The sequence below is a fragment of the Azospirillum cavernae genome (genome assembly GCF_003590795.1).
Classification (GTDB): Bacteria; Pseudomonadota; Alphaproteobacteria; order Azospirillales; family Azospirillaceae; genus Azospirillum; species Azospirillum cavernae.
The window spans coordinates 2,342,706-2,361,207 of record NZ_QYUL01000001.1; the positions used below are offsets into that span (position 1 = coordinate 2,342,706).

The window sequence follows — 18,502 nt, forward strand, 5'->3', positions numbered from 1 at the left end:
CTGTCATCTTTGGCCCGGCGAATCCATGCGGCGGAAGCGGCGGCGCGTCCGGATCACCCGCAGACTCCGCAGGCCGCCGACGCCACCCGGTGGGGCGGCTTGATCGCGGGTTTGCGCGGCGGCCAGGGCGCGGCGGCGGTCGGGGCCGCGTCCTCCCCCTCCGGGCGCAGGGACGACAGGCGGCTTTCCGCCTCGTCCACCAGGGCGACCGCGTCGCGCCACGCCCCGGTTTGGAGCAGCCCGCGCCAATCGCAGCCGAACAGGCCGGAAATCAGCCAGCCGCACAGGATGACGACGACCAATTGTTCAGAAAACCCGCCGGTCTTGATGATCGGCAAGGCGAAGGTGCGCCGCCGCTTCAACGGGTAGAGCAGCGGCAAGCCTGATGGCGACAGCAGATCCCCGGCCAGATGGGTCAGATAGCCGACGAGAAACGGCGCGCTGTAGGCCGCATGAACGCCGCTTTCGGAAAACAGCCAGGCGCAACCGGCCACGGCGAACAGCGAATGGGTGATGCCCCGATGGCCGAACACCAGAGAGATCGGCACCGAGATCGGTTTCAGCCGACTGCCCAGGGTCGATTTCGGATGGTCGATGTCGGGGGCGAGCGACCCCAGCACCGCCAGACCGAGTCCCAGCGGCTCCAGCGGCGGCAGGCCGAAACGGGCCGCCAGCCACGTCCAGGTCGCGGCGCCGACAATGATGTGTGAGGACGCCATCATCGCGCGCCGTCCCCCTTCGATGCCCGCACCCTGGAATCCTCTCCGCACGGTCTTCCGCGCGTCATGGGCGCGGAAAACGGAGGGTAATCCTAGCATCGGAACGGAATCAGAACAACCATGCGCCGCGTGTGGCGCGCAAAAGAAAGGCCCCTCTCCCGCAATGGAAGAGGGGCCTTGACGCGTTTGGCGGCGCGCCGACGGTCGGCTTACGCCATGCCGTCGCTGCTCTTGGCGTAGCCCAGCGTCTTCAGGGCTTCGGCGATTTCCGGCAGGATCCCCGGATCGTCGATGGTGGCGGGCATCTTGTAATCGGCGCTGTCGGCGATCTTCTGCATGGTGCCGCGCAGGATCTTGCCCGACCGGGTCTTGGGCAGACGGTCCACCACCAGGGCGCGCTTGAAGTCGGCGACCGGGCCGATCTGGTCGCGCACCAGTTGGACCACCTCCTTGACGATGTCCTCATGCGGGCGGGTGACGCCCGCCTTCAGGCAGACGAAGCCCAACGGCACCTGCCCCTTGAGATCGTCAGCCACGCCGATCACCGCGCATTCGGCGACGTCCTTGTGGCTGGACAGCACCTCTTCCATCGCGCCGGTGGACAGGCGATGGCCCGCCACGTTGATGATGTCGTCGGTGCGCGCCATCACATAGACATAGCCGTCGTCGTCAATGAAGCCCGCGTCGCCCGTCTGGTAGTAACCGGGGTAATCGGCCAGGTAGGATTTCTTGAACCGCTCGTCGGCATTCCACAGCGTCGGCAGCGTGCCGGGAGGCAGCGGCAGCTTGACGCAGATGGCGCCGATGTCGCCGCGCGGCACCTCTTGCAGTTCGGCGTTCAGCACGCGGACGTCCCAGCCCGGCATCGGGCGGGTGGCCGAGCCGTATTTGATCGGGAACAGATGGACGCCCAGCGGGTTGCCGGAAATCGCCCAGCCGGTTTCCGTCTGCCACCAATGATCGATGACCGGAACCTTCAGATTGTCCTCGGCCCAATGCAGGGTGTCGGGATCCGACCGTTCGCCCGCCAGGAACAGGGCGCGGAAATGCGACAGATCGTATTTCTTCAGCAGCAGCGCGTCGGGATCCTCGCGCTTGATGGCGCGGAAGGCGGTCGGCGCGGTGAAGAGCGTGCCGACCTTGTGCTGTTCGATCACCCGCCAGAAGGTTCCGGCGTCGGGCGTGCCGACCGGCTTGCCTTCAAACACCAGGGTCGTCGCTCCGGTCAGCAGCGGCGCGTAGACGATGTAGGAATGGCCGACCACCCAACCCACGTCCGACGCCGCCCAATAGACCTCGCCCGGCCCGACGTTGTAGATGTTCTTCATCGTCCAGCGCAGCGCCACCGCGTGGCCGCCATTGTCGCGCACCACGCCCTTGGGCTGCCCCGTCGTGCCGGACGTGTAGAGGATGTAGAGCGGATCGGTCGCCGCCACCGGCACGCAATCCGCCGGTTCGACGGTCTTCACCGCTTCGGCCCAATCAACGTCGCGCCCGGCGATCAGCGTCGCGGTTTCCTGCGGGCGCTGAAGGACGATGACGCTCGACGGCTTGTGATCGGCCTGCTCGATGGCGCTGTCGAGCATCGGCTTGTATTTGATGATGCGGTTGGTTTCGATGCCGCAAGAGGCCGAGACGATGGCCTTCGGCGTCGAATCATTGATGCGGGTCGCCAGTTCGTGCGGGGCGAAGCCGCCGAACACCACCGAATGCACCGCGCCCAGACGGGCGCAAGCCAGCATGGCGACGACCGATTGCGGGATCATCGGCATGTAGAGCAGGACGCGGTCGCCCTTGGTCACGCCCTGGTCGCGCAGCACCCCGGCGAAGCGCGCCACCTGATCTTGCAATTCGGCGTAGGTGATGGTCTGGACGGTCTGCGTCACCGGGCTGTCATAGATGATCGCCGCCTGCTGCCCGCGCCCATCTTCGACATGGCGGTCCACGGCGTTGTAGCAGGTGTTCAGCTCGCCGCCGACGAACCAGCGGTAGAACGGCGCGGCGCTGTCGTCCAGCACCTTGTCCCACGGCTTGAACCAGGTGATCTCTTTGGCCGCGTCACCCCAAAATCCTTCGGGATCCGACAGGGAACGGGCGTGCATGTCGTCGAAGACGGCGGCTGTGCTTTGGCTCATCGGGGGCGTCCCTTATATTATAATTGGTTAGCATTTCCTCGCGAACGCGCAACGATCCATCGCGCGCCCCGCTCCAATCTGCTCCAATTGTATAAGCACACGCAAATGTCAGAAGGTCGGGGGTGCGACGGGCTGTCGCATCCCCCAATCATCCCAACCACGCACAGCCGTCAGAACCCGACGCAGGCCGGGCGCAGGACGATGGCGACCGCCTGCTGTTTGAAGCGCTTTTTGTAGATGTCGGCCAGCTCGTGAATTTTGGCGAGCGACGCCGGATCCTGGCCGGTCAGCAGGGTCAAAATCTTGCTCGGCTCGCGCACAAGCCGCCCGGTGGCGCTGTCGCGCCAATGGCCCGCCGCGTCCTGGATGGTCAGCCCGTCGGGAAAGCGCGGGGCGATGTCCTTGGTCACGAAGCGCGCCCACGCCTTGTCGGTCACACCCAGCCGGTCGCCGATGTTGCGGCCAAAGAACAGCCGCGCCTCCACCATCGGGCTGCCCGACAGCAGGGCGCAGTCGGGGCCGGACGGCGGCGTTTCCGCCGTGGTTTGAGCCAGCGCCCCGCCGCCAAGCGACACCGGAACCAGCAAGGCCAGAGACAGCAAAGCCGCGCGCATCCTCATCGTCGCCCTCCTGAAAAAGCCTGTCGATGATAGGCGCTTTCCCGTCGCCCGCGAAGCCCGCCGACCAACCGGCGCACAAAATGTTGAGCCTTGCGGGCGCTCGCCGAAAAAAAACCACAAACGCCGCAGGAGCGCCAACGCCCCTCCGTACAAATCTCAGATCAACGCCGCGCCCGAAGTCAAAACAAGACCACCGTCCAAACGCCCAGAATCCGCCGGACAAGGAGCCGTTGCTTTATGCTGCCTTCACTGCGGAATCAGCCCATCGCGGAACGTCTGGAAACTGGGTTGCGTCTTCACGCCGCCGGAAATCTGCCGGACGCGGCGGCGATTTACACCTCGGTGCTTGAAAAGGACCACGACAACGCCGACAGCCTGCATCGGCTGGGGATGATCTTTCATCAGGTGGGGCATGTGCAGATCGCCGTCGCCTGCTTTGAACGGTCGCTCGATCTGGCGCCGTCGGTGGCCAACTGCCACGGCAACTTCGCCTACGCGCTGCGCGACCTTGGCCGCCTCGACGAGGCCGTCGCCCATTTCGCGCTCGCCGCCCGTCTGCGCTGGGATTCGCCGCAGATCCTGTGCAACCTCGCCACCACCCTGTGCGAGGCGGGGAAAGCGGACCAAGCGATGGCCGCCTACCGCCGCGCCTTGGCGCTGGATCCGGCCTTGACCGAGGCGTGGTTCAATCTGGCCGCCCCGCTGGCCGCCGCCGGAGACCCGGATCGGGCGGAGCGTTTTTACCGCCGCGCGCTGCGCCTGGATCCCGGCTTTGCCGACGCCGCCTTTCAACTGGGCAACCTTCTGTTCCAGTCCCGCCGCCTTGACGCGGCGGAGGCCGCCTTCCGCGCCGCCATCGGCGCGCGCCCCGGAATCGCCGATCACCACAACAATCTGGGCGTGGCGCTTCAGGAGCAATCCCGGCTGGAGGAGGCCGCCGCGCGCTACGCTGAGGCGCTCGCCCTCAACCCCGACCACGCCGACGCCGCGTTCAACCGGGGCAGCGTCCTCCTCGCCCAAAATCGGCTGACCGAAGCGACCGCCGGATTTGAACGGCTTTTGGAGCGTCATCCCCACCACGCCGCCGCGAAATTTGCCCTCTGCATGGGCCAATTGCCGGTTCTCTACGCCACGGCGGAGGAGATTCCGGCGCGTCGCCGCGCCTACGCGGAGCGGTTGAACCGGCTGGCCGAAAGCGCCGGGCCGGACGCCCAGGCCCTGGCCGACGCCATCGGCTCCAGCCAACCCTTTTTCCTGCCCTACCAGGGCGAGAACGACCGCGACCTTCAGAGCCTTTACGGGGCCATGGCCTGCCGTCTGCTGGCGGATCCGCGCCCCTTGGCGGCGCGGCGGCGGCGCCGGCGGCCGGGCGAGCGGATTCGGGTTGGCGTCGTCAGCGGCTATTTCCACGAGCACACGGTGTGGCGGCTGTTCATCGACCGTTGGTTGAGCCAGATGGATCGGACCCGCTTCGCCCTGTTTGGCTATCACACCGGGCTGACGCGCGACGCGCGCACCGACGAATCCGCCCGCCTGTGCGACCGCTTCGTCGAGCGTCGGCAGAGCGGCGCGCAGTGGCGCCAAACGATCCTGGCCGATTCGCCGGACGTGCTGCTGTATCCAGAGGTCGGGATGGATCCGATGGCCGGTCATCTGGCGGCCCAGCGCTTGGCCCCGCTGCAATGCGTGGCTTGGGGGCATCCCAACACCACCGGCATGCCGACGATGGATTGCTTTCTGACCAGCGCCTTGATGGAGCCGCCGGACGCCGACGCCCATTACACCGAAAAACTGATTCGCCTGCCCAATCTGGGCGTCTGCTATGGCGCGCGGGACTGGTCGCCGACTCCACCGCAGCGGGCGGCGCTGGGGTTGCGCCCGTCGGCGATGGTCTATTGGTCGGGGCAAGCGCTGTACAAATATCTGCCGCAGCATGACGCGGTCTTTCCGCGCATCGCCCGCGCGGTCGGCGATTGCCAATTCGTCTTCATCGCCTTCGCCAAGAGCCAAGCGGTGACGGATCTGTTCCGCGCGCGGCTGAAGCGCGCCTTCGCCGCTTATGGGCTGCGCGCCGCCGACCATTGCGTGATTCTGCCCTCGATGCCCGAGGAGCGCTTCATCGACGCCGTGCGCCAATCCGACGCGCTGCTCGACACCATCGGCTGGTCGGGCGGGAAATCGACGCTGGATTGCCTGTCGGCACACGACGCGCCCATCGTCACGCTGCCGGGGGACTTTCTGCGCGGTCGCCACAGCGCCGCCATCCTGACCCGGCTGGGCGTGACCGACACCATCGCCGAGTCCCTCGACTCCTACGTCGCCATCGCCGCCCGTCTGGGACTGGACGCGCAGTGGCGGAGGGACCTCCGCCGCCGGATGGCCGCCGCCCGCCACCGGGCCTTCGACGACCGCGCCTGCGTGGAGGCGTTGGAGTCCTTCCTCGTCGACGCGGTGGAGCGCGCCGGGGACAGCGTCCCGGTCCGGGCGGATCCGCGTTTCTCTTGAAGCGGTTCGCGCCCCTTCGCGCTGGTCAGACGCCCGCCGGGCGGCTATGCATGGCCCATGGCTTCCGACCCGCCCATCACCGGCATTCGCCCGATCCTCACCGTCGTTCAGAGCAACGGCGAACGGCTGATCGTGGCCCGGCTGACCAATCTGGGCGGCGGCAGCCAATCGAACCGCTTCGTCCTGCGCCAATCCGATTTCCGCCCGCCCTGGACCCACCCGGACAAGGGTTATTTCGGTTACGCCGAGGTCGCCCGCGCGCTGGACGCCAACGGCTGGCGCGGCTGCAAGATCGAAGCGATGCCCACCGCCGACCTGGAAGAGCGGCGCGCCCGCCTGCTCGCCCGCAAAAAGCTGCATCTGCAATGCGTCGAGGCCGCCATTCGCCGCGCGCAGGAAAGCATCGCGACGTAATCGTCACGCGAAGCCTTCCGGTCGCCGCCGACTGCGCCTATATCCCTGACACCGTTTGTCTGGAGGGATTTTGATGACCAGCAGTGCCGCCTTGGCTGCAACCGACAGCCCCGATTTGGGCACGCTCCCCGCCTGGGATTTGAACGACCTCTACCCCGGCATGGACGCGCCGGAGTTGAAAGCCGACATCGACCGCGCCGACGCGGCGGCCAAGGCGTTTCAGGAGCGCTACGCCGGAACCCTGCCCGGCCTGTCGGGCGACGCGCTGGCCGAGGCCATCGCCGCCTATGAGGCCATCGACGAAACGCTGTCGCGCGTCATGTCCTTCGCCAGCCTGACCTACAGCGGCGACATGGCCGATCCGATCATCGGCAAATTCTACCAATCCATGCAGGAGCGGGTGAACGGCGTCTCCACCCAACTGATCTTCTTCACGCTGGAGATCAACCGGCTGGACGAGGACGACGTGACGGCCAAGCTCGCGGCCTCGCCCGCGCTGGCGCGCTACGCCCCCTGGCTGCGCGACGTCCGCCTCTACCGCGACCACCAGCTTTCCGACGAGGTGGAGCGGCTGCTCCACGAGAAATACGTCGTTGGCCGCGCCGCCTGGAACCGCCTGTTCGACGAGACCATGGCCGGGCTGCGCTTCCCCATCGACGGCAAGGAGCTGACCAGCGCCGAGGCGTTGAACCGCCTGTCCGACCGCGACCCGGCCAAGCGCCGCGAGGCGGGCGAGGTGGTGGGCCGCGTCATGGGCGCGAACGCGCGCCTGTTCGCGCTCATCACCAACACGTTGGCCAAGGACAAGGAGATCGAGGACAACTGGCGCCATTACCCGTCGCCGACCTCGGCCCGCAACCTGTCCAACCGGGTGGAGGATGAGGTGGTGGACGCCCTGGTGGCCGCCGTCAAGACCGCCTACCCCGACCTGTCGCACCGCTATTACGCGATGAAGGCGAAATGGTTCGGCCAGGATCATCTCGATTACTGGGACCGCAACGCCCCCCTGCCCAACGACGCCGACCGGACCATCCGCTGGGACGAGGCGCGCGACATCGTGCTGGGCGCCTATGGCCGCTTCTCGCCGGATCTCGCGACTCTGGGCAAGCGTTTCTTCGACAACCCGTGGATCGACGCGCCGGTGCGCCCCGGCAAGGCGCCGGGCGCCTTCGCCCATTCCACCGTGCCCAGCGTCCACCCCTATCTGCTGGTCAATTTCCAGGGCAAGACGCGCGACGTCATGACCCTGGCGCATGAGCTGGGGCATGGCGTTCACCAGATCCTCGCCGGGCGGCAGGGGCATTTCCTGTCCGACACGCCGCTGACGCTGGCCGAAACAGCCTCGGTCTTTGGCGAGATGCTGACCTTCCGCGCCCTGTTGGCGGCGGAAACCGACCCGGCCCGCCGCCGCCTGCTGCTGGCGGGCAAGGTGGAGGACATGCTGAACACGGTGGTCCGCCAGATCGCCTTCTTCGATTTTGAACGGCGCGTCCACACCGAACGGCGCGAGGGCGAATTGACCGCCGAGCGGATCGGCGAAATCTGGATGGCGGTGCAGAGCGAGAGCCTGGGTCCGGCCCTGCGCTTTGACGAGGGCTATCGCCATTACTGGTCCTACATCCCGCACTTCGTCCATTCGCCCTTCTACGTCTACGCCTACGCCTTCGGCGATTGTCTGGTGAACTCGCTCTACGCGGTCTATCAGGACGCCGAACAGGGCTTCGCTGAAAAATATCTAGCGATGCTGACGGCGGGCGGCACCCTGCGCCACCAGGACCTCCTGGCCCCCTTCGGCCTGGACGCCTCCGACCCGGCCTTCTGGCAAAAGGGCCTGACCGTGATTCGCGGCTTCATCGACGAACTGGAAGCCACCCCCGCCTAAATCGGGTCAATCCCAGCGCCTTAAAATCCCTCTCCCTATGGGAGAGGGATTCGCACATCCACCCGTTTGGCAAAACAGCGGAACAGAATGACGTTTGGCTTCGTCACTCCCACGAAGGCGGGGATCCAGGACTAACGTCGGCGAGAAACAAACCAACCTTCCTTTTCAGCTGTATACGCAACAGGCTTGATCGCCTTACGCGCCTGCCCCGTTATATGCGCGACAGCCTCATTCCATAGAAGCGCTGGATAGGCATCTGGGTTAGCAACCACCTCTTCTATCACATGATCAGGTAAAGAAGCGCGAGCACCATTACCCGTAATCCGAATAATCGAGAAAGTCGCATCACAATTGTAAGTGTCTCGAACTATTTTCAAAGCCTTTTCCCAGCTAATTTTCTGATTTATCGCAGCCATTAAAGCATAGACTTGCTGAAATTCAGCAAATTCCCTCTTGATCGGCGCTGAATTATTAAACACCAACAGGGAAAAGCTCCCCGCATATTTTAGCGGAAATTTAATAGAGGCCATGAACCCGAGTCGAAGAGAAGAACACATAGCTGGCAAAAGAGGATGATCCCAGTCTTTTGGGACATCGACCGAATGATAAACTAAGTATTCAAATTTAGATTTAAGCGCAATCCACTCAAAATCCTCAAGACTATCTAGGCTATCCGCTAAAATTTCCGCCATTTCTTCTAATATATCCTCAGAGATTGAGAGCCAGAACGCAAAGTGAAACAAGAGAGCATCCTCCTTTCTCTGAATTTGTCCATGCTGAAGCTTCCACCAAGCTGCATTCCTACTCTGGGAGCGAGCGTAGCGGATTCTTTCAACTATGGGAAAACTCAAGTCAAGTAGCTCCATAAATTTATATCGTCCCCTCCTACCTCTTTTAGCTTCACTCAGCGCCATTGCGCAGTCCAGCAAAGCCACACGATCTCCAAATATTTCTCGAGCATCATCAAGGAGGTTTTCCCATGTTTCAATCTTTACCAGGGGAAGCTCGGTCGGACCACTCAAGGTTCTATGTACAATTTCACTGAATTTCCAAGCTTTTGATGCAAAGCTATCTTGCCCATATTCATTGCACAGTTGCGTAATAGATTCCATTTTTGAAAAATCGGACAAGGCGGCACTAAATGCTTCACGTTGGTTCCAGGAGTAATCAAAATTAATAGATCCAGAAACTTCAAGAAATGGAAGGAGAAGAAAAGAAGGATAAGCACACTTCCATTGATTATACCGAACTTGACAATTAAGTATATACCCCCCCATTTTGTCTGACATTTCAACATCACCGGAGAAAAAATCAAATCTCTGATGAGATACAAGAAGAGACAACATTCCTTTTTCCATATCCCCAGACAAATTTTCCACTAGAGAATGGACTGGAGCATGCTCAATACATTCAAGGGCCGACCCTATACGCAGCCACCTTGCTTTATTATGTAACAATCGAGCTTTAGCATCTCCAAGCCACCACTCGATAGTTTCTTGAGGGCTGAGATTGTTCTGGAGAAAGACAATAAAATTTATGAAAGTATCCCAACGCGCCGTCCCACTGATGAGGTGCTCAAAGATACTTGAAACAATGGTATTCCCTCCGCTACGTGCGGGAATCTGCACACTTAAATCAGAGCGATGCCTCGAACGTGAAGGGCAAAGGTACCGAAGAGTTTCTGCCTCAGCTAGGACTGCCGAAATCTCGTTGATTGCCCGAGGGCTTTGTGAAAAGACAGAATCAGCGAGAAGCATCGCCGCAAGCATTGCAGGGTGGTGTGTGCGGCCAATAACGGGATCTCTGGTCAACTCTCGAACTCGGTCAGCGAGATCTAATAGCTCACCCTTACCAAAACAACCACAAAAAAACCTAACCACATTAAGCCAATAGAAATTACGAGCAATTGCATCAAATCTATCTGGTTTGGTTCCTGAACTTTCCAGTCCAGGAGGTGAATACGAGGCTGTGTCATATAAAAAGCGTGCCGCAAAATACTCCTGGAGTGGTTGCACCTCAAACTGGTATGTTCCTTCAACCCGCGATACAAGCATGAAGACTCGAGTCATCATCGCTTGAAATATATCATCAATGATTTTTGTGTCTTGCTGCTCTCTCTCAAGGTATTCTTTTAGCAAAATCTTTAGATCCGAAAGAGCAATCTTCCCTCCGTTTGCAATTTTTTTGCGACCTCGGATGTTTTCAGCTGATGAATGGAGTACCCACGCAACATATCCATGAATATCTTTTAAGAGATCGAGGTATTGGCTAACCACGGCGGTTTTTCCCGCTTCTCGGCTGAAAAACCTATCAACATAGTAATAATATAGGCTTGTTCTTTTATCCGGAAGTGCTGGGCCTTCAGTATGAACTAAACTTAAAAGAATAGCTAGTTGCATTGGGTTTCTTGCCAAATCTCTTATGTGAGGCTCATCAAGTTTTGTCTCAAGCGTCTTGGTCAAGTCAAGCTTCTCTCTCCAATTGAAATTTCTTGCGATCATCCAGCGCTCTGCGTATTTGAAGATTTGTGCTTTTGTAACTGATCCTAATTGAAGAATAGGGTAATGGTTTTGGTCAAAACCAGGCGAGTTTTCAAAATTTGACGGGCGAGAGGTGATTAAAATTTTTAGACCATGACAATTCTCTCGGAGTCGAGGCGCCGCTTTCGTGACCAGCATAACTATGTCCCGTCGCCTCGGGATTTCCGCGACTTCGTCCAACCCATCTAATACGATAAACAAGGGAGCGAGCTTAGACACTTCAAGCAGGTCGTTGACATCAAAATCAATGCCACCACTTTGGTAGCCAATGAGAAAGGCCAAAAAACCTTCAAGAGATCGATTTACTGCGGGCGTAGAAATAACTTCATTTGGAATAAAGGGGTTTACGCCAGAAATCCAAGTGGAGAAATCTCGCAAATCAACTTTAATAGGAAGTCGTAGCGGTGATGTTTTGTGGGCATCGGGCAGTTTCTCGAAATCACTAACCTTATTTAACCAACGTATACGTTGCACTTGACATAAATACTGTACAATAGTTGATTTTCCTTGCCCAGGCGCACCCTCCATCACTATCTGGCTCAGGAGGTCTCCACCGAAGTTACTCAGCAAGAATGTCGCCGTCCCAACCGAGTCTTCTGATTCTGTTTTGTCACATATAATTAATTTTCCGCGCTTTTCGTGTTCGAAGATGCGAAGATACGAAGATACGAAGAAATAATTTTTGAATTATCATCAACAATGCAGTATTTATTACTCACCGCAATGCTAAATGGAAGATCTATAAAAATATCAAGAAGCTTTGTCTGAAAATCAATTTGCCTAAATTTTACTTCTGAATCATCATTATACTGCTCTGCTAAAAATGCTTGCAGAGCATTGCGTCGCCTTGAGATATGCGCTCCATCTTGTTGTTCTAGTATCAATCTGAGGAAATCTTGCCCCGTCATAACATCAGGATATTGAAGTTTTATGTTCCAGTCATTGTCAAGATAAGCATCAATATCGTCTCGCCACATAACACGCGTAGGGATTGAAAATTTATTGGAAATGGCCTTATTGAGCATATCAATCGACCCAACGTCAAGATGAGCTGTGCCCTGTATATTAGTAACAAGGATATAATTTTTTGCACCTCGCGCAATTAATCTCTGAACTTTCTCAAATTCTCCATCAGATATGTTGTCAACCCACTCTCGCGGATTCTCGACATCGCCTTTTCTAACAAACTTTATTTGAAACACATTAAAATCATTAATAGATGCATCTAGATATTGGATAGCATCGCGACCACCATCTGGCTGCCCCACCGGAAAGCACTGAATTCCAGAGTATTTAGAAACTAAGATTGACTGGCAAAGTTGCTGGAACCGCTCAGGCCCAAGGCTTTCAAGATTGTAACGCATTGAGGACCTCCCAAATGAATGTTATACAATCAATTACCGCCTAGAGACGCTATGTCAAGATCGACCTCTGGGTAAAATTGATTCTAACATCAGCGATAGGCTTTATGAGGATGCATAAGACTAAGAAATCAACATATCAGGGTATTCTATCATGCCTGCATGCCTATGATTGTCAGCGGTCATCCTCCCCAACCTCAATTCTACTATGTCATAAACTGAGTGAATAACGACAGCCGGACAGCATTCGTGCAGCCTATGACATAATGGAAGTAAGCGAATGCTGTATCCTCGCACAGAACGACTCAGCCACCAGCCCCAGAAACGCAAAAAGCCCAGCTCAAGGCCGGGCTTTTTGGGAACCGTTGGTGCGGTTCGGAAGATGGTGGGCGCACAAGGACTCGAACCTTGGGCCCGCTGATTAAGAGTCAGCTGCTCTACCAACTGAGCTATGCGCCCATCTGTGTCGTTCGTTTGGCCGCGATCACCCGCGAACCCAGCCGGAACCACACGGCTGTCAAGAGATGGTGGGCGCACAAGGACTCGAACCTTGGGCCCGCTGATTAAGAGTCAGCTGCTCTACCAACTGAGCTATGCGCCCATCTCTTGAGGATCACCAACCGCCGGGTTTGCGTCGCCGCGCCTCCAACCGACTGGTCATCATCCCGGGCCAGCGGTGAAGCCCGCCCGGTGTGGCGCGGTTTATAGCGAAGCCGTCCGGGGCTGTCGATAGCAAAATTCAGCGTCCGGCGGATTTTTTCCGGCGGCCCGTCGCGGGCGGGCCACGGACCCTCGCCGCGTCGGCACGCCCCCTCGCCGCTTGCGCGGCGGCGGCGGCGGCCCCGCCCCCGACCCCGTCAATGAAACACCGCCGCCCCGCCGGGCCGGGGCCTGTTGCACGGCCTGTCGCACGGCGACGGCTCGCCGTCGGTCGCAGGAGGCGCGGCGCCCCAAACGCCGCGCGGGCGCGGAACGGGCCGCTCCGCTGGCTCCAACCCCGCCAAACGCCTGAATTTTCGCCGGATCGTTGCCCCGCCGAACCGACCGCTGTAGGACTCGATGGAGGGTGGTTTCGCGGGGTTCCCCCAGACGAGCCGACCGGGCGGAGGGACGAATGGAACAAGTGAACAGCGCTGGAATGCCCCCCAATTTTGAGACTCTGCTAAAGTGTTCCGGCTCTCTTTGGGAGAGGACGGATGGGAGAGAAGCGAAGTGTTGAGTTCAAGGTTTCTCTGGTTCGTCGGCTTGAGGCTGGCGAGCGGGTGACGGACCTCGAACGAGAAAGTGGTGTGTTCCGTTCGCAAATTTACCGCTGGCGGGCGTCTTTTGCTCGCGATGGGGAGGCTGGGTTGGAGCGCGCTCCCGGTCGTCAGCGTGGCTATCGGCGGTCAGGGGCGGTTGAGGGAACGGCGCCGGAGGTTCCTGCTCCCGGCGCGCCGTCGGAAGCTGCTTTGGCTCAGCTTGGGCCGGAGGCGCGCGCCTGGGTGTCGGCGCTTGAGCGGACGGTCGCGCGTCAACAACTGGAATTGGATTTTTTCAGCGAAGCCTTGCAGCGGGTCGAGGAGTCGCGCCGGTCGATGAACGCGGCTGGCGAGAGGGCGTCTACGCCGCCATCCAGGCGATGACGCAGCGGCAAGGCAGGCTTTCGGTGGAGCGGATGTGCGGCTTGGCCCAGGTGAGCCGGGCCGGTTTCTACCGGCATTGGCGGGAGCGCGCTCCGAGGGCGGAGGATACGGACCTGCGCGACGCGATCCAGCGCTTGGCGTTGGCGCATCGGCATTACGGTTATCGGCGGATCACGGCGCTGCTGCGCCGTGAGGGGCGGCTGGCGAACCACAAGCGGGTGCTGAGGCTGATGCGGGAGGACAATCTGCTGAGCCTGCGGCGGGCGGCGTTCGCGCCGACGACGACGGACAGCCGTCATGACTTTCCGGTTTGGCCCAACCTGGCGCGCCGCCTGGCGTTGAGCGGGCCGAACCAGCTGTGGGTGGCCGACATCACCTATGTCCGGCTGGGCGGGGAGTTCGCCTATCTGGCGGTGGTGCTGGACGCCTGGTCCCGCCGGGTGATCGGTTGGGCGTTGGCCGACCATCTGCGCGCGGAACTGGCGCTGGAGGCGCTGGACGGCGCCTTGGCCGCGCGGGGAACGGGACCGATGGTTCACCACTCCGATCGTGGCGTCCAGTACGCCTGCCGGGCCTACATCGAGCGTCTGGAGGCCCACGGCGTCCAGCCAAGCATGAGCCGCGTGGGCTGCCCTTACGACAACGCCATGGCTGAAAGCTTCATGAAGACGCTCAAGACCGAAGAAGTCGATGGCCGCAGCTACGCCGACATCGCCCAAGCGCGCGCTTGCATCGACCGTTTCATCGACGAGGCGTACAATCGACAACGTCTCCACTCGGCCCTCGCTTACAGCCCGCCGGTCGAGTTCGAGGAAAAATCGCCGCCACCAGGGCCGGGCGGCCGCCCGGCCCTGGTGGCATGACCATGCCGGAACATTTTATCGACGTCTCAAAGATGGGGGGCGGTCCAGCGCGCGGAAAACTGTTTCATACTGTTTCAAACGTTCCATTCACCCCCTCCCCGCGTGGCGGCGCGGCGAGGCCGCTTGTGGGACGGGGCGGCGGCGGCTACACCGTCGCGGCGGAACGGGCGGCGGTTCCGGGGGGACGCCGCGTGGATGGATGGACGGGAGCGCAGGGCATGGGCGATAGGGCGGGCGGTTGGACGGACGGTTGGACGGATGGTTATGTCGGCGGGATCGACTACATCCGCGCCTTTTACCGCGACTGGTCCCCCGCCCTGCTGTCCTTCGCCCTGACGCTGCGGGGCTGGCGCCCGCCCGACGCGCTGCGCGACGGACGTTTCACCATGGCGGAGCTGGGTTGCGGCCATGGGCTGACCAGCGCGGTTCTGGCCGGGGCCAACCCGCAGGCCCGGTTCGAGGCGATGGACTTCAACCCCGCCCACATCGCGGGCGTCCGGCGGTTGGCCGGGGATGGCGGGCTGACCAACGCCCTGTTCCTGGAGGACAGCTTCGCCGAGCACGCCCGGCGCGACGGGCCGCCGCTGGACGTCGCCGCCCTGCACGGCGTGTGGTCGTGGGTCAGCGCCGAAAACCGCGCCATCCTGGTCGATCTGCTGCGCCGCCGTCTGGCGCCCGGCGGAATCGCCTTCGTCAGCTACAACGCCCTGCCCGGCACCCTGGCCCACATGCCGTTGCGCCGCCTGCTGGTCGAACGCTGCGCCGAGGAGTCCGGCCCGCTGCCCGAGCGGATCGAGCGGGCCGTCACCTTCGCCGCCCGGCTGGCCGCGCTGGGCGGCGGCTGGTTCGCCGGGGTGGAGGGGGTGGTGGAGCGCATCGACTCGCTGCGCGGCAAATCGGCCAACTACATCGCGCACGAGTATCTGAACCGCGACTGGACCGCCTTTTACCACGCCGACGTCGTCCGCGAGCTGGCCGCCGCCAAGCTGGAGTTCGCCGGGGCCGCCGTGCCGATGGAGCAGTTGGACGACCTCACCCTCTCCCCCGCCGCGCAAGCCCTGGCGGCGGAGGCGGGCGACCCCGCCCAGGCCGAAACCCTGCGCGACATCCTGACCAACCGCAGCTTCCGCCGCGACCTGTTCATCAAGGGGGGCGAGCGCCTGAGCGCCGCCGAGCGTCGCCAAGCGCTGCGCGCCAGCCGCTTCGCCCTGCTGGTCCCCGCCGACGATCTGCCGGAAAGCGCCTCCACCCCCGTCGGCCGCCTGCCCTTCCCCCGCGCGGTCCATGGCCCCCTGGCCGAGGCGCTGGCCGAAGGGCCGCAGAGCTTGGGCGCGCTGCTCGCCCGCACGGCGCTGGCCGCCCAAGGGGACGACGCGGTGGTCCGCGCCCTGGTGCTGCTGACCAGCCTGGGCCTCGTCGCCCCCGCTCTGGCCGAGGACGCGACCGGCGACCGGCAGGCGCAGGCCGACCGCTTCAACGCGGCGGTGCTGGAGCGTCACCGTTTTGACGACGCGCCCGGCCATCTGGCCGCGCCGTTGCTGGGATCGGGGGTGGCGGTGTCGCGGATCGAGGCGCTGTTCCTGCTGGCCGCCCGCCAGGGCGAGGATCCGGCGGAACGAGCCTGGACCCATCTTTCAGCGGACGGCGCCCGGCTGGGCCGCGACGGCCACTATTGTGAGAGCGCGGAGGAGAACCTCGCCGAACTGCGCCGCCGCCACGCAAGCTTCACAGCCCGGCGGCTGCCGGTGTTGACTCAATTGGGGGTGCGTTGATCGCAAGACAGGAGGGTTACTTGCCCGCGCCGCCGGTCGGTTTGGGCAGCTTTTCGGCGATGCCGTACAGCTCTTCCCGCCGCCGGATCTCGTCGAACACGTCGTTGGGCCGGATGTTCAAGGTCGCCCACAGGACCGACAGATTGTAAAGCAGGTCGGCGCTTTCGTTGATGACGCCCTGGCGGTCCTCGTTCATGGCGTCCAGCGCCACCTCGACCGCCTCCTCCCCGACCTTCTTGGCGATCTTCTTCGGCCCGGCGGCGATCAACCGCGCGGTCTTGGACTCGGCGGGGTCCATGTCCTTGCGCTCAAGAATGGCGTCGTACAGGCGGATCAAGGCGTCGGTCATGGCGGGCGATCGTTTCGAAAACAGGATGGAATGTTTCGGCAGCCTGGACCCGCCGAAACAATTTTTCCATAGTCCTGTCATATAAGGCGCGTTTTTGCCCGCCCGCCGTTGCCGAGAATCACCAATACCCTCAGGCGATCAGGGCGCCGGGTCGCAGGAACGGTCAGCCTTCGGGCGCTCGTCCAACAGGGGCCGCCCGGTGCTGACGTAATGCACCACCTCCGCGATGTTGGTCGCGTGGTCGCCGATGCGCTCCAGATTCTTGGCGATCATCATCAGATGCATGTGGGCGGAGAATTGGCCGGGCGAGGCTTCCGCCGACCGTTCGATCTCGGCGCACAGGCTGGTGTAGAGCGCGTCCACCTCGTCGTCCGTGCTCCAAATCCGCATGGCCGCCGCCGCGTCGTTGTCGACATAGGCGTCGATGACGCTGGTCAGCCGCTCGCGCACCAACCGCCCCAGATTGGGCAGGCCGAGCAGCGGGGCGGTGTCGGGAAACACCTCGATGGCCGCCGCGCGCTTGGCCGAATTGGCGGCGTGGTCGCCAACCCGCTCCAGATTGGCGGCGATCTTCAGGGCGGCGACCACCTCGCGCAGATCGTCGGCCACCGGCTGGCGCAGCACCAACAGGCGCATGCAATGGGCCTCGATCTCATGCTCGAAGGAATCGAGCCGGGCGTCGGCGCGGACGATTTCCAGCGCCAGATCGGGGTTGCGCTGGGTCAGGCAGGTCAGCGCCTGATCGAGCTGGGTTTCCGCCGCGCCCGCCATTTGGACGATGGCGGACTTCAGCCGCTTCAGAGCGTCCTCGAACGCGGACACGATGTGCGGGGTGGAGTTCGTCATCAATGCGGACCTTTCCAAGCGGCGGGCAACAGGATGTTTACCAAGCGGCACCATAGCGACGAAACGTTACCGGACCATGACGGCCCTGACCAGATCGTTGCGCCTCGACACGCTTTGTGAACCAAACTTGCGGGCCGGGAGGGTTGATTTTGCAGCGCAGCACTGTCACAAGGCGGGATATCGGGCGCCAAGGCTTCGGCCACAAGCAAGGCGTCCCGCACCCAAACGCCACGGACGACGATGCTCGCCATGATCGAACGCCGCTTTGAACAGATCATTTTCGCCAGCCGCTGGCTGCTCGCGCCCTTTTATCTTGGGCTGGTGATCGCGTTGGCCCTGCTGTTGGTCAAATTCACCCAAGAGGTCTTCCACATCGTCCCGCATGTGCTGGAGATGGCGGAAAAGGACGTGCTGCTGGCGGTCCTGACCTTGATCGACCTGTCGCTGGCCGGAAATCTGCTGCTGATGGTGATCTTTTCCGGCTATGAGAATTTCGTCTCGAAGATCGACGTCGCCAACCACGAAGACCGCCCGGATTGGATGGGCAAGGTGGATTTCAGCGGGCTGAAGCTGAAGCTGATCGCCTCCATCGTCGCCATCTCCGGCATTCATCTGCTCAAGGCCTTCATGAATCTGCCCAACGTCGCGCATGACGAGCTGATGTGGCTGGTCATCGTTCACATGACCTTCGTCGTGTCGGGCGTGCTGCTGGCGCTGATGGATCGGCTGGAAGGCCATCGCCACGGCCCGAGCAAGGACGCCGGGGAGCATTGAGCGCCAGCCCGCGCCGTCGCTTTTCGTCACAATCCCGTTGCGGCGCAGCATGAATCGGCCTAGACAGGGCCGAGACGAACAAGGGGCGCTTTTGCAG

The 18,502-nt window shown here is 61.6% G+C and carries 14 protein-coding genes and 2 tRNA genes; 7 read left to right on the forward strand and 9 right to left on the reverse strand.

The features are described from left to right. Positions 1-53: 53 nt before the first annotated feature. The 3 genes from D3877_RS10890 to D3877_RS10900 all read right to left on the reverse strand — a co-directional run bounded on the left by D3877_RS10890 (position 54) and on the right by D3877_RS10900 (position 3,474). Positions 54-722: a metal-dependent hydrolase gene (locus D3877_RS10890; protein ID WP_119830596.1), complete on the reverse strand. Its 669-nt coding sequence runs from the start codon at positions 720-722 to the stop codon at positions 54-56. Positions 723-928: 206 nt separating this feature from the next. Continuing rightward, positions 929-2,854: a propionyl-CoA synthetase gene (locus D3877_RS10895; protein WP_119830597.1), complete on the reverse strand. Its 1,926-nt coding sequence runs from the start codon at positions 2,852-2,854 to the stop codon at positions 929-931. A 170-nt stretch (positions 2,855-3,024) separates the two neighbouring features. Next, the gene (locus D3877_RS10900; protein ID WP_199720741.1) at positions 3,025-3,474 is read right to left on the reverse strand and encodes a DUF3574 domain-containing protein; all 450 of its coding nucleotides are present in this window, start codon (positions 3,472-3,474) and stop codon (positions 3,025-3,027) included. Positions 3,475-3,711: 237 nt separating this feature from the next. Here D3877_RS10900 and D3877_RS10905 point away from each other — a divergent pair, with 237 nt between their 5' ends. From D3877_RS10905 to D3877_RS10915, 3 genes are all read left to right on the forward strand, one after another. Further along, the gene (locus D3877_RS10905) at positions 3,712-5,979 is read left to right on the forward strand and encodes a tetratricopeptide repeat protein (RefSeq protein WP_119830599.1); all 2,268 of its coding nucleotides are present in this window, start codon (positions 3,712-3,714) and stop codon (positions 5,977-5,979) included. A gap of 57 nt (positions 5,980-6,036) precedes the next feature. Next, positions 6,037-6,393 carry a hypothetical protein gene (locus D3877_RS10910; protein ID WP_119830600.1) on the forward strand — a complete coding sequence of 119 codons (357 nt, stop codon included), beginning with the start codon at positions 6,037-6,039 and terminating at the stop codon, positions 6,391-6,393. A 73-nt stretch (positions 6,394-6,466) separates the two neighbouring features. After that, positions 6,467-8,275, forward strand: coding sequence for a M3 family oligoendopeptidase (locus D3877_RS10915; RefSeq protein ID WP_119830601.1), 1,809 nt, complete (start codon positions 6,467-6,469; stop codon positions 8,273-8,275). A gap of 131 nt (positions 8,276-8,406) precedes the next feature. On the opposite strand, the gene D3877_RS29380 is transcribed toward D3877_RS10915, so the two are convergent. From D3877_RS29380 to D3877_RS10925, 4 genes are all read right to left on the reverse strand, one after another. Continuing rightward, entirely contained in the window at positions 8,407-11,385 is a 2,979-nt protein-coding gene (locus tag D3877_RS29380) for an NACHT domain-containing protein (RefSeq protein WP_147395153.1), read from the reverse strand. A gap of 50 nt (positions 11,386-11,435) precedes the next feature. Beyond that, positions 11,436-12,179, reverse strand: coding sequence for a hypothetical protein (locus tag D3877_RS29385; protein WP_147395154.1), 744 nt, complete (start codon positions 12,177-12,179; stop codon positions 11,436-11,438). 380 nt (positions 12,180-12,559) lie between these two features. After that, a tRNA-Lys gene (locus tag D3877_RS10920) sits at positions 12,560-12,635 on the reverse strand. 66 nt (positions 12,636-12,701) lie between these two features. Continuing rightward, positions 12,702-12,777 (reverse strand) — tRNA-Lys (locus D3877_RS10925). A 595-nt stretch (positions 12,778-13,372) separates the two neighbouring features. Between D3877_RS10925 and D3877_RS10930 the strand changes: the two genes are divergently transcribed. The 3 genes from D3877_RS10930 (at position 13,373) to D3877_RS10940 (ending at position 16,436) form a co-directional block, all read left to right on the forward strand. Further along, positions 13,373-13,801: a helix-turn-helix domain-containing protein gene (locus D3877_RS10930; protein ID WP_119828928.1), complete on the forward strand. Its 429-nt coding sequence runs from the start codon at positions 13,373-13,375 to the stop codon at positions 13,799-13,801. Then, positions 13,798-14,664 carry an IS3 family transposase gene (locus tag D3877_RS10935; protein WP_119828929.1) on the forward strand — a complete coding sequence of 289 codons (867 nt, stop codon included), beginning with the start codon at positions 13,798-13,800 and terminating at the stop codon, positions 14,662-14,664. Before D3877_RS10930 ends, D3877_RS10935 begins: the two co-directional genes overlap by 4 nt. A gap of 125 nt (positions 14,665-14,789) precedes the next feature. Continuing rightward, on the forward strand, positions 14,790-16,436 hold the full coding sequence (locus tag D3877_RS10940; protein ID WP_238474825.1) for a class I SAM-dependent methyltransferase: 1,647 nt from the start codon (positions 14,790-14,792) through the stop codon (positions 16,434-16,436). A 16-nt stretch (positions 16,437-16,452) separates the two neighbouring features. Here D3877_RS10940 and hisE read toward each other — a convergent pair whose 3' ends face one another. Both hisE and phoU read right to left on the reverse strand, forming a co-directional pair. Beyond that, positions 16,453-16,785, reverse strand: coding sequence for a phosphoribosyl-ATP diphosphatase (gene hisE / locus D3877_RS10945; protein ID WP_119830603.1), 333 nt, complete (start codon positions 16,783-16,785; stop codon positions 16,453-16,455). Positions 16,786-16,923: 138 nt separating this feature from the next. Beyond that, the gene (phoU, locus tag D3877_RS10950) at positions 16,924-17,631 is read right to left on the reverse strand and encodes a phosphate signaling complex protein PhoU (RefSeq protein WP_119830604.1); all 708 of its coding nucleotides are present in this window, start codon (positions 17,629-17,631) and stop codon (positions 16,924-16,926) included. A gap of 249 nt (positions 17,632-17,880) precedes the next feature. On the opposite strand from phoU, the gene D3877_RS10955 reads away from it, so the two are divergent. After that, positions 17,881-18,405 carry a TIGR00645 family protein gene (locus tag D3877_RS10955; RefSeq protein ID WP_199720774.1) on the forward strand — a complete coding sequence of 175 codons (525 nt, stop codon included), beginning with the start codon at positions 17,881-17,883 and terminating at the stop codon, positions 18,403-18,405. Positions 18,406-18,502: the final 97 nt, after the last annotated feature.

Coding starts and splice junctions, on each gene's coding strand:
- D3877_RS10890 (WP_119830596.1), bottom strand. CDS start 722: ATGATGGCGTCCTCACACATCATTGTCGGCGCCGCGACCTGGACGTGG.
- D3877_RS10895 (WP_119830597.1), bottom strand. CDS start 2,854: ATGAGCCAAAGCACAGCCGCCGTCTTCGACGACATGCACGCCCGTTCC.
- D3877_RS10900 (WP_199720741.1), bottom strand. CDS start 3,474: ATGAGGATGCGCGCGGCTTTGCTGTCTCTGGCCTTGCTGGTTCCGGTG.
- D3877_RS10905 (WP_119830599.1), top strand. CDS start 3,712: ATGCTGCCTTCACTGCGGAATCAGCCCATCGCGGAACGTCTGGAAACT.
- D3877_RS10910 (WP_119830600.1), top strand. CDS start 6,037: ATGGCTTCCGACCCGCCCATCACCGGCATTCGCCCGATCCTCACCGTC.
- D3877_RS10915 (WP_119830601.1), top strand. CDS start 6,467: ATGACCAGCAGTGCCGCCTTGGCTGCAACCGACAGCCCCGATTTGGGC.
- D3877_RS29385 (WP_147395154.1), bottom strand. CDS start 12,179: ATGCGTTACAATCTTGAAAGCCTTGGGCCTGAGCGGTTCCAGCAACTT.
- D3877_RS10930 (WP_119828928.1), top strand. CDS start 13,373: ATGGGAGAGAAGCGAAGTGTTGAGTTCAAGGTTTCTCTGGTTCGTCGG.
- D3877_RS10935 (WP_119828929.1), top strand. CDS start 13,798: ATGACGCAGCGGCAAGGCAGGCTTTCGGTGGAGCGGATGTGCGGCTTG.
- hisE (WP_119830603.1), bottom strand. CDS start 16,785: ATGACCGACGCCTTGATCCGCCTGTACGACGCCATTCTTGAGCGCAAG.
- phoU (WP_119830604.1), bottom strand. CDS start 17,631: ATGACGAACTCCACCCCGCACATCGTGTCCGCGTTCGAGGACGCTCTG.
- D3877_RS10955 (WP_199720774.1), top strand. CDS start 17,881: ATGATCGAACGCCGCTTTGAACAGATCATTTTCGCCAGCCGCTGGCTG.